The following is a 10,644-nucleotide window of genomic DNA, read 5'->3' on the forward strand; positions in this document are numbered from 1 at the left end:
AAACGGCCGCTGCATATCGTAGTTCGGACCAGCAAGAGACCTCCATGAGGAATGCAGAGACGATCATCATCGGGGCGGGACCGGCAGGATTGGCCTGCGCCGCGGCGCTGCGGGCACGTGGACGCTCGTTCCTGGTGCTTGAGAAAGGGCATACGCTCGCCGCCTCCTGGCATCGCCACTACGACCGCCTTCGGCTGCATACCCACAAGATGCACTCGGCCTTGCCGGGAAAGCCGATGCCGCGGCATTTTCCGAAGTATCCGTCGCGGCTGCAGGTTATCGAGTATCTCGAAGTCTATAGCTCTTCGAACGACATCGAGGTCGCATTTGGCGTGCGCGCGACGACGATCCGCAAGGACAAGACGTGGACCGTGGAGACCTCCCACGGGGTTTTCGAGGCGAGCAACGTCATTGTCGCGACCGGCCTCGCAAACGCGCCGATAAGGCCGACCTGGGAAGGACAGGAGCTGTTTGCGGGCAAGCTTCTCCACTCCTCGGAGTTCAGGAATGCCGCGACGCTTGCGGCTAGGCGCGTCCTTGTCGTCGGCTTCGGCAATTCGGCAGGCGAGATCGCGCTCGAATGCGCTGAGGCCGGCCTTGATGTCGGGATGTCCGTGCGCGGCCCGGTCAATGTCGTGCCGCTCGAACTGTTCGGACTGACGAGCGCAAGCATCGCCATAGCCCAGCGGTTCCTTCCCTATCGCCTGGTCGATGCGGTGAACGCTCCGATCCTGCGCCTGCGGTTCGGGGACCTCGGGAAGTTCGGGCTGGAAGGAGCGAGAACTGGCCCGCTGACCGGCATCATCGAAAGGGGCCGTACGCCGCTGATCAATATCGGAACGATCGAGCGGATCAGGTCAGGGGATATCCGGGTGTTCCCCGCAATCTCGACATCCGAGGATCGGCGGGTGCATTTCTCCGACGGCCGATCCGATATGTTCGACGCGATCATTCTGGCGACCGGCTACCGGCCGGGGCTTGATGCGCTTCTGCCCGATTTCGCGCAGCGATTTGGCGGCGCCGACGGTCCCGCCCGCGGACAGCTTCAACCGGCAAATGACGGCCTCTACTTTTGCGGCTTCACTGCCGTGCCGACCGGCCTTCTCCGCGAAATCGGAATTGAGGCCAAGAAGATCGCGGCCTCCATCGATAGGTAGCACCTCCGCGAGGCCGCCACCCGGTCTCGCTACGCAACCGCGTGATGCCCAGAGGCGGCTCACGCCGCCTCCTTCTCCTTCGCGTAAGGGTCGAAGCGCCCGTAGAAGGTCTCGCCCTTGGCGGCCATGTCCTTCAGCAGTGCCGTCGGCTTGAAGTGCGCCCCATAGGCTGCCGCGAGTCTATCGCAGAGCGCCACGAAGGCCTTCACGCCCATGCCGTCGATATAGGAGAGCACCCCGCCGGTGTAGGGGGCGAAGCCGAAGCCGAGGATGGAGCCGACGTCGGCTTCGCGCGGATCGGTGACGATGCCTTCCTCGATGGTGCGGGCGGCTTCCAGCGCGATGGTGACGAGGAAGCGCTGCTTCAGCACCTCGACATCGACCTCTTCGGCCTTCTTCTGCGGGTAGAAGGTCTTCAGCTCCGGCCAAAGCGACTTCTTGGCCGGTTTCGCCGGATAATCGTAGAAGCCCTTGCCGTTCTTGCGGCCGCGGCGATCGAACTCGTCGACCATTTTGTTGATCAGCGCCATGTGCTTCGGATCGACGGCGGCTTCGCCGAGATCCGCGACGGTGGCTTTCAGGATCTTCTGCGAGAGATCGATCGCCACCTCGTCGTTCAAGGACAGCGGACCGACCGGCATGCCGGCCATCTTGGCGGCATTCTCGATCATGACGGGCGGCACGCCCTCAATCAGCATGTCATAGGCTTCGTGGATATAGCGGAAGACGCAGCGGTTGACGAAGAAGCCGCGCGTGTCGTTGACGACCACAGGCGTTTTCTTGATGGCGGCAACGTAGTCGAGCGCGACGGCCAGCGCCTTGTCGCCGGTCTCCTTGCCGAGAATGACTTCCGTCAGCATCATCTTCTCGACGGGCGAGAAGAAATGCACGCCGATGAAATCGGCCGGACGCTTGGAGTTTTTGGCAAGGCCCGTGATCGGCAGGGTGGAGGTGTTGGAGGCGAAGATGGCGCCATTAGGCAACACCGCTTCAACGGCCTCGATGACGGCCTTCTTGACCTCGCGGTCCTCGAACACGGCTTCGATGACGAGATCGGCGTCCTTCAGGTCGGCATAGTCGGCGGAGGGCGTGATGCGCGAAAGCAGTGACGCGCCCTCGTCTTGCGTAAGACGTCCCTTACCGATTGAGTCTTTCACGAGGCCCTCGCCGACGCCCTTGCCCTTGGTCGCCGCTTCGATGTCGCGATCGATGAGGGTGACGGGGATGCCGGCGGCGGCGGTCACATAGGCGATCGAGGCTCCCATGAAACCGGCGCCGACGACACCCACCTTCTTCAGCTCCGCCTTTGCAACGCCGGTGGGGCGGCGGGCCCCTTTGCCGAGCTCCTGCATGGAGATGAAGAGCGAGCGGATCATCGAGAAAGCTTCGTTGGTCTGCAGTATCTCGGTGAAATAGCGCTGCTCGATCTTCAGACCGGTGTCGAAGGGCACCTGCAGGCCCTCATAGACGCATTTGAGGATGGCGAGCGCCGCCGGATAGTTGCCAGATGTCTCGCGGCGCAAGATCGCGGGCGCGGCCGGCCAGAGCTGGGCTGCCGCCGGCGTCCAGATGCCGCCGCCGGGCGCCTTGAAACCCTTCTCGTCCCAGGGTGCGACGGGCTTCAGGCCGTCCTTGATCATCTGCTTGGCGGCGGGGATCAGCTGATCCGGCTCGACCACTTGATGGACGAGGTTCATCGCCTTGGCGCGGGCGGCCGTCAGCGACTGGCCTGTCGTCATCATCTGCAGGGCCGACTGCGCATCCGCCAGTCGCGAAACGCGCTGGGTGCCGCCCGCACCCGGGAAGATGCCGACCTTGACCTCGGGCAGCGCGATCTTCACCGACTTGGCATTCGAGGCGACGCGGCCATGGCAGGCGAGCGACATCTCGAAAGCGCCGCCCATGCAGGTGCCGTTGATCGCCGAAACCCACGGCTTGCCCGATGTTTCGATCTTGCGGAACAGGCCGGTCATGCGGCCGACGAGATCGAAGAGTTTTTGCGCGGCGCCATCGGGGTTGGCGGCCTTCTCCTGCTGGTAGAGGGAAAACATCGACTTGATCATCGAGAGGTCCGCGCCACCTGAGAAGCTCGACTTGCCCGAGGTGATGACCGCACCCTTGATGGCGCTGTCGGCGACCACGGCGTCGACGATGGCATCGAGCTCGTCCATCACCTCCTCGGTGAAGACGTTCATGGATTTGCCGGGCATATCCCAGGTGACAAGGGCGATGCCGTCCGCGTCGGTTTCGACGGTGAAATTCTTGTAGGTCATCGTCTCTCTCCCTTAGACGCGTTCGATGACGGTTGCCGTGCCCATGCCGGCGCCGATGCAGAGTGTGACCAGCGCGGTGTTGAGGTCGCGGCGCTCCAGTTCGTCCAGCACCGTGCCCAATATCATCGCCCCGGTGGCGCCGAGCGGGTGGCCCATGGCGATGGCGCCGCCGTTGACGTTGATCTTGTCATGCGCGATGGCGAAAGCCTGCATGTAGCGCAGCACGACCGCGGCGAAGGCTTCGTTGAGCTCGAAGAGATCGATGTCGGCGAGCGTCATGCCCGATCGTTTCAACAGCTTTTCGGTGACGTCGACCGGGCCGGTCAGCATCAGCGCCGGATCCGAGCCGATATTGGCGACGGCCTTGATGCGACCGCGGGGCTTCAGCCCCATGCTCTCGCCGCCCGCCTTCGAGCCAAGGAGCACGGCGGCCGCGCCGTCGACGATGCCGGAAGAATTGCCGGCGTGGTGGACGTAGTTGAGGCGCTCGACCTCAGGATGAGCCTGGATCGCGACGGCCTCGAAGCCGCCCATTTCGCCCGGCATCTGGAAGGAGGGGTTGAGGCTTGCCAACGCCTGCATGTCGGTGCCGGGACGCATGTGCTCGTCATGAGCAAGGATCATCAGGCCGTTCTGGTCCTTGATCGGAATGACGGAATTCTTGAAATAGCCCTTCTCCCAGGCATTCGCCGCCCGCTTCTGGCTTTCGACCGCATAGGCGTCGACGTCGTCGCGGGAGAAGCCGTACTTGGTGGCGATGAGATCGGCGGAGACGCCCTGCGGCATGAAATAGGCCGGAAAATTCACCGACGGGTCCATGAACCAGGCGCCGCCCGACATACCGAGACCGACGCGAGACATGCTTTCGACGCCGCCGGCAATGACGATGTCGTCGGCGCCCTGTGCGATCTTCGCCGCGCCGAAGTTCACCGCGTCGAGGCCGGATGCGCAGAAGCGCGAGATCTGCATGCCGGGCGCCTTGGTGGAATAGCCGGCCTCGAAGGCCGCGCCGCGCGCGATGACCGCGCCGGCTTCCATAACAGGATCGACGCAGCCCATGATGATGTCGTCAACCGTTGCCGTATCGAGCCCGTTGCGGTCGCGGATCGCCTCGAGCGTCTTGGCGGCAAGGCGCACCGACGGCACTTCGTGCAGTGAGCCGTCCTTCTTGCCACGGCCGCGCGGGGTGCGCACGTGGTCGTAAATGAAAACCTCGGTCATTCCTCTATCTCCCTATCGGCGTCGGGCGCCGTTGAACTCAAAAGGCCTCGGCGGCCAAGGTCATCATCGTCTCTGCGCCGGTCTCGATGCGGACCTTGCGCAGGGCCGTTTCCGGCATGATACGCTCCATGAAGAAGCGGGCTGTGACGAGCTTGTTGCGAAGGTAGCTTTCGCGCGGGCTGTCGCCGTTCGCAAGGCCATCCTCGGCAGCCTTTGCCATCTTCGCCCACATGTAGCCGAGCACCACGAGGCCGAAGAGGTGCATGTAGTCGGTTGAACCGGCGCCTGCATTGTCCGGCTTGGCCATAGCGTGCTGCATGAACCACATGGTCGCCGCCTGCACGTCGTTCAACCCCTTCTTCAGGTTCTTGGTGAAGAAGGTCATCTGCTCGTCGTTGCGGTTCTCCTCGCAGAAATCACCGATTTCCTTGAAGAGGGCCATGACGGCGCGACCGCCGTTCTGGCCGAGCTTGCGGCCGACGAGATCGAGCGCCTGAATGCCATTGGCGCCTTCGTAGATCATGGCGATGCGGGCATCGCGCACATACTGGCTCATGCCGTGCTCTTCGATATAGCCGTGGCCGCCGAAGACCTGCTGGGCCATGACGGCGTGGTCGAAGCCCTTGTCGGTCAGAACACCCTTTAGGATCGGTGTGACGAGGCCGAGAATGTCATCGGCAGTCTGGCGGTCCTTCCCGTCCGCCGAGCGGTGGGCGATGTCGGATTTCAGAGCCGTCCAGAGCAGGAAGGCGCGGCCTGCCTCGTTGAAGGCGCGGATCGTCATCAGCGAGCGACGAATGTCGGGATGCACGATGATCGGGTCGGCTTTCTTGTCCGGCGCCTTCGGGCCGGAGAGCGAGCGCCCCTGGATTCGCTCGCGGGCATAGTTGACCGCGTTCTGATAGGCGATTTCAGAGATTGCCAGTCCCTGCAGGCCGACGCTCAGACGCGCCTCGTTCATCATCACGAACATGGCGCTAAGGCCCTTGTTCTCGGCGCCGATGAGGAAGCCGGTCGCCTCGTCATAGTTCATGACGCAGGTGGCGTTGCCGTGAATGCCCATCTTGTGCTCGATCGCACCGCAGGAGACAGCGTTGCGCTCGCCGGGCGTGCCGTCAGCCGTGACCATGAACTTCGGCACGATGAATAGCGAAATGCCCTTGGTACCCTCGGGCGCGCCTTCGATACGCGCAAGTACCAGATGCACGATATTGTCCGTCATATCGTGCTCGCCGGCGGAGATGAAGATCTTCTGGCCCGATAGCTTGTAGCTGCCATCCGCCTGCGGCACGGCCTTGGTGCGCAAGAGGCCGAGATCGGTGCCGCAATGGGGCTCGGTCAGGTTCATGGTGCCGGACCATTCGCCAGAAACCATCTTCGGCAGATAGGTCTGCTTTTGCTCGTCCGAGCCGTGGACAAGGATCGCGGCGATTGCACCCTGGGTTAGCCCCGGATACATCATCAGCGACATGTTGGCGGCAGAGGTATATTCGCCGACGGCAGCATGCAGTGCATATGGAAGGCCCTGGCCGCCAAATTCCTCGGGAACGGCAAGCCCGGTCCAGCCGCCCTGGCAATAGGCGTCGTAACCGTCCTTGAAGCCCTTTGGAACCGAAACCGAGCCGTCCTCATGGCGCACGCAGCCTTCTTGGTCGCCGGAGTAGTTCAGCGGGAAGAGCACTTCTTCTGCAACCTTCGCTGCCTCGCCGAGGATCGCCTCGACCATGTCAGGCGTCGCGTCGGCAAACCCCGGGAGATTGTTGTAGCGTTCCAGGCCGAGCACGTCGTTCAGCACGAAGAGCGTGTCGTTAACCGGGGCCTTGTAGACTGGCATCGTTCGAATTCCTCCAATTCGGCACGCCGGACCAGACCGGCATTTGAGAGTCTCTTACAAAATATTGACGTTTGCGTAAACGTCAAATTTCATCGGTCCTCGAATTTGTGACGATGATAATGTGACTGCAGTGTCGGGAATGGCCGGTCGGGAACGTCCTGGGGCTGTCGAACATTTCGTCAGGGCAGCAACGAGGAGGACACTCCATGCTCAAGGTCAGTTCGAATCTGTGGTTCGAGAAAGAAGTGCGCGAAGCCGTCGAATTCTACGTGGCGACGATTCCGAATTCGTCCATGGGGCGCACAACCATCCTTCCCGCCGAAACGCCGAGCGGCCCCCCGGGCAGCGTCACGATCATCGACTTCAAGCTCGGAGATCAGGATTTCGTGGCAATGGAAGCGGGACCACTCGATGCCTTCAACCACGCCTTCTCGATCTCGGTCGAATGCGAAACGCAGGCGGAGATCGACAGGATATGGAACGCGTTTCTCGATAACGGCGGGGTGGAAGAGCAGTGCGGCTGGCTGAAGGATCGCTGGGGCCTCTCCTGGCAGATCGTTCCGCGGGCGCTGATCGAGATGATTTCCGGTCCGGACCGCGAGCGCGCCAAGCGCGTCACCGAAGTCATGCTAGACATGGTGAAACTCGATATCGCGACGCTCGAGCAAGCGTATCGCTAAGATGCGGGTCGCGGGCTGAAAGGCAATGCGCAGCCGTCGCTCCGTCATCCTTGCAATCACCCGCCCTCATCCCGGGGTGCTCCGCGGGAGCCTCGAAGGATCAGGGCGGCCACTGGCCGGGCCGATGATGTCGTACAGTTGTCGCATCTGGGTTGCGTCCGAACGAAGACGCGCTAGACTTCATATGCAGACTGACGAAATGAGCCTGGGAGGAGCGATTTTATGAGACGGATGTGGCCGGAAGAGTTCAATTCCATTCTCGACGGAGCCGAGGAAGTCACGCTGGAACTGCCGGCGGTGGAGCATGAGGACGGCACGCGCAGCGAAGCGGTCAGCCGCAAGGCCCTGAAGGTCCGCATTCCGATGGAAGACTACGAGCGCATCTGGCCGCTGGCGGAAATGCGCTACCGGCTCGACGGCAGGATGGCGGGCAAGGCGATCACGCTGATCACCACCAGTCCGCACTACCATCGCTGGCACCCCGCCGATGGCGGCAGCGTCGACAATGTTTCCGAAAGTGGCCGCCACTACACGACGAAATACATCGTCGTGCATTTCCTGCTCGACGATGTGAGGGAAACGGCGGCCGCCTGAGCCGCCGCCAAATTCACGCCACGTCCAGCGCCTGTTGCAGATCGGCGACGAGATCGTCCGGATGTTCGATGCCGATTGACAGGCGGATGGTCGATTCCAGCACGCCGATCCGCTGGCGGACGTCGGCCGGCACGCCGGAGTGCGTCATCGTTGCCGGATGGCTGGCGAGTGATTCCGTGCCGCCCAGGCTGACCGCCAGCTTGAAGATCTGCAAGGCATTCAGGAATTTGAAGGACGCCGGTTGGCCGCCCACGATATCGAACGAGAAGGTCGATCCCGCACCGCTGCACTGCGCCGCGAAGGTGCGCCCGACCGGCGAATTGGCGTCGTGATAGGGCAGGTAGTGAATCCCCGCGACCTTGGGATGCTCGCGGAGGAAGTCGGCGACGACGCGGGCGTTGTTGTTGGCCCGCTCCATGCGGATCTGCAGCGTTTCCAGCGAACGGCCGAGCATCCAGCAGGAGTGCGGGTCAAGCTGCGTGCCGATGGCACCGCGCAGCGCCTTGACCTGCTTCATGACGGCCTTCGAGCCGAGGGCCGCGCCTGCGATCAGATCGGAATGGCCGCCCACATATTTGGTCAGCGAATAGAGCGAGATGTCAGCGCCGTGTTCGATTGGCCGCTGAAACACCGGGCCGAGCAGCGTGTTGTCGCAGGCGATAATGGGCGTGTGTCCCTGTTTCCTGCCGATCATATCGGCGACGCGGCGTATCATCGCGACGTCGACGAGGCTGTTTGTCGGATTGGCAGGCGTCTCGACAAGGATCACCGACACCCGGCCCTTGGCCATGGCTTCTTCTGCGGCAGCCTGGACCGATGCTTCGCTGACGCCATCGGCGAAGCCGACAGCCGCAACACCGAGATTGAGGAATGTCTTTGCCAGCAGCGTCTCCGTTCCGCCGTAGAGCGGCTGGGAATGCAGGATCGCGTCGCCCGGGCGCACGAAGGCCAGCAGCGTCGTGGCGATTGCCGACATGCCGGATGAGAAGAGGGCGCAGCTTTCAGTACGTTCATAGACGGCAAGCCGGTCTTCGACGATTTCGCTGTTGGGATGATTGAACCGGGAATAGACGAGCCCCGCACCCTTGCCGGCGGGTGGTTCCTTGCGGCCGGACACGTAGTCGAAGAAATCCCGACCGTCCTCGGCGGATTTGAAGACGAATGTCGATGTCAGGAACACCGGCGGCTTCACCGCCCCTTCCGACAGTTCCGGGTCGTAGCCATAGTTCAGCATCTGCGTTTCGGGATGCAGGGCATGGTTGCCGATATGAGTCTTGGAAGGGTGTGGTGCGGTCATTGTCGTCTCCTCAAGAGGTGCGCGTGATGCTCGCAAATTATATCAGAACCCGAGGACTGTTCTTGCTATTTGCTGCGCTCCTATGCTCTCTAAAGCAACTTATTGCGGAGAAGGTGGAATTGTGACGCAGAAAATTGCTGACGACATGGATCGGAAAATCCTCAAGGAATTGATGGGCGATGCCCGGCTTCCGAACAACGAGCTCGCCGAACGCGTCGGGCTTTCCGCATCTGCCTGTCTTCGTCGCCTGCGTCGACTGGAGGATGCCGAGATTATCCAGGGATACACGACGCTCGTCGATCCAGCCGTCGACGGCTGGACGATGACGGCGCTGGCATCCATTCGACTGAGCCGCCAGCACGAGGACGAGATTGAGATGTTCGAGAGCGCTGTTCGCGGATGGGACGAGGTGCTCGAATGCCATCTGGTGACCGGGGCGCGCGACTATGTGCTGAAGGTGATGAGTTCTGGCCTTGAGGACTATGAGCGTTTCATCAAGGAAAAGATTGCCCGGCTGAAATGCGTCGATACGATCGAGACCAGCTTCGTTATGAACACCATTAAGGCGCGGCGGGTGTAGTATCCACAGGCAAACTTGCGGGGTATTCTGCGGCTTAGGTTTCGGCGACATCGATCCGGAGGACGACAGGCATGACCCAGTTTCCTTACAGCTCGGCTCTTATCGTCGGTGCAGGCCCTGGCCTCAGCGCTTCGCTTGCACGCCAGCTGACGGCGCGTGGCGTCAAGGTCGCGCTGGCGGCGCGCAACGTCGACAAGCTGAGCGAACTCGCCGGCCAAACCGGTGCAAGGACCTTTGCCACGGATGCCGCGCAGCCGGCTTCCGTCGCAGCACTCTTTGACGACGTCGCGAGTGCCATCGGTGATCCTGAGGTCGTCGTCTATAACGCCAGTGGCCGCCTGCGCGGTCCTTTGACCGAGCTCGACCCCGGGGCTGTCGAACAGGCAATTGCAATTAGCGCCTATGGCGGCTTCCTGGTCAGCCAGCAGGCCGCAAAGCGCATGATCCCGCATGGGCGTGGCGCGATCCTGTTTACCGGGGCGACCGCGAGCATCAAGGGATATGCTCAGTCCGCCGCCTTTGCCATGGGCAAGTTCGCGCTTCGCGGCCTTGCCCAGAGCGCTGCCCGCGAGCTGGGGCCGAAGGGAATTCACGTCGCTCACTTCATCATCGACGGCGCCATCCGTTCGGAGATGCGTCGGGAAGACCCGGCCAAGCCGGATTCGACGCTCGATCCCGATGCCATTGCGCAGAGCTACATCGATGTCCTGTTGCAGCACAGGAGCGCCTGGTCGCAGGAGATCGAGGTGCGGCCGTGGACGGAATCGTTCTGATATTGGCCTAACATGCCGTTGCCGCCTACGGTTGCACGCGCAGCGGCGTCGGCCGGTTTCAGCACGGAAACCGGCTGAAAATCCCGAAAAGTTAAAAAAATCTCACACCGGTTAACGGGTTGTTTACCACGTTTCGTGAAAGGTACCGACTGAGCATTGGCGACCTGCATTCCTTTTTTCAGTCTCGCGTTTCATGGGATGCCGCTACGCCGTACAGGTTGCGGAAAGTCTAGTT

General features: G+C 62.1%; 9 protein-coding genes. 5 read left to right on the forward strand and 4 right to left on the reverse strand.

Annotated features, from left to right (window positions below):
• Positions 1-44: 44 nt before the first annotated feature.
• The gene (locus ACSQ9D_RS00970) at positions 45-1,157 is read left to right on the forward strand and encodes a flavin-containing monooxygenase (RefSeq protein WP_436280807.1); all 1,113 of its coding nucleotides are present in this window, start codon (positions 45-47) and stop codon (positions 1,155-1,157) included.
• A 59-nt stretch (positions 1,158-1,216) separates the two neighbouring features.
• Here ACSQ9D_RS00970 and ACSQ9D_RS00975 read toward each other — a convergent pair whose 3' ends face one another.
• From ACSQ9D_RS00975 to ACSQ9D_RS00985, 3 genes are read right to left on the reverse strand one after another with little or no spacing between them, the layout of a single operon-like run.
• Positions 1,217-3,430, reverse strand: a complete 2,214-nt coding sequence (locus ACSQ9D_RS00975; protein WP_436280808.1) for a 3-hydroxyacyl-CoA dehydrogenase NAD-binding domain-containing protein — start codon at positions 3,428-3,430, stop codon at positions 1,217-1,219.
• Between the two features lie 12 nt (positions 3,431-3,442).
• Positions 3,443-4,651, reverse strand: a complete 1,209-nt coding sequence (locus tag ACSQ9D_RS00980; protein ID WP_436280809.1) for an acetyl-CoA C-acetyltransferase — start codon at positions 4,649-4,651, stop codon at positions 3,443-3,445.
• 37 nt (positions 4,652-4,688) lie between these two features.
• Positions 4,689-6,485: an acyl-CoA dehydrogenase C-terminal domain-containing protein gene (locus ACSQ9D_RS00985; RefSeq protein WP_436280810.1), complete on the reverse strand. Its 1,797-nt coding sequence runs from the start codon at positions 6,483-6,485 to the stop codon at positions 4,689-4,691.
• 206 nt (positions 6,486-6,691) lie between these two features.
• Between ACSQ9D_RS00985 and ACSQ9D_RS00990 the strand changes: the two genes are divergently transcribed.
• Together ACSQ9D_RS00990 and ACSQ9D_RS00995 are read left to right on the forward strand one after the other, a co-directional pair.
• On the forward strand, positions 6,692-7,165 hold the full coding sequence (locus ACSQ9D_RS00990; protein WP_436280811.1) for a VOC family protein: 474 nt from the start codon (positions 6,692-6,694) through the stop codon (positions 7,163-7,165).
• Positions 7,166-7,387: 222 nt separating this feature from the next.
• Positions 7,388-7,759 (forward strand): hypothetical protein, encoded by a 372-nt coding sequence (locus ACSQ9D_RS00995; protein ID WP_037114472.1) that lies wholly within the window; start codon positions 7,388-7,390, stop codon positions 7,757-7,759.
• Between the two features lie 13 nt (positions 7,760-7,772).
• Here ACSQ9D_RS00995 and ACSQ9D_RS01000 read toward each other — a convergent pair whose 3' ends face one another.
• Positions 7,773-9,056: a cystathionine gamma-synthase family protein gene (locus ACSQ9D_RS01000; protein ID WP_037114470.1), complete on the reverse strand. Its 1,284-nt coding sequence runs from the start codon at positions 9,054-9,056 to the stop codon at positions 7,773-7,775.
• 121 nt (positions 9,057-9,177) lie between these two features.
• On the opposite strand from ACSQ9D_RS01000, the gene ACSQ9D_RS01005 reads away from it, so the two are divergent.
• Together ACSQ9D_RS01005 and ACSQ9D_RS01010 are read left to right on the forward strand one after the other, a co-directional pair.
• Positions 9,178-9,636, forward strand: coding sequence for an Lrp/AsnC family transcriptional regulator (locus tag ACSQ9D_RS01005; RefSeq protein WP_436280812.1), 459 nt, complete (start codon positions 9,178-9,180; stop codon positions 9,634-9,636).
• Positions 9,637-9,707: 71 nt separating this feature from the next.
• Positions 9,708-10,409, forward strand: a complete 702-nt coding sequence (locus tag ACSQ9D_RS01010; RefSeq protein WP_436280813.1) for an SDR family NAD(P)-dependent oxidoreductase — start codon at positions 9,708-9,710, stop codon at positions 10,407-10,409.
• Positions 10,410-10,644 lie beyond the last annotated feature (235 nt).

It is taken from the genome of Rhizobium sp. LjRoot258, assembly GCF_964254185.1.
Classification (GTDB): domain Bacteria; phylum Pseudomonadota; class Alphaproteobacteria; order Rhizobiales; family Rhizobiaceae; genus Rhizobium.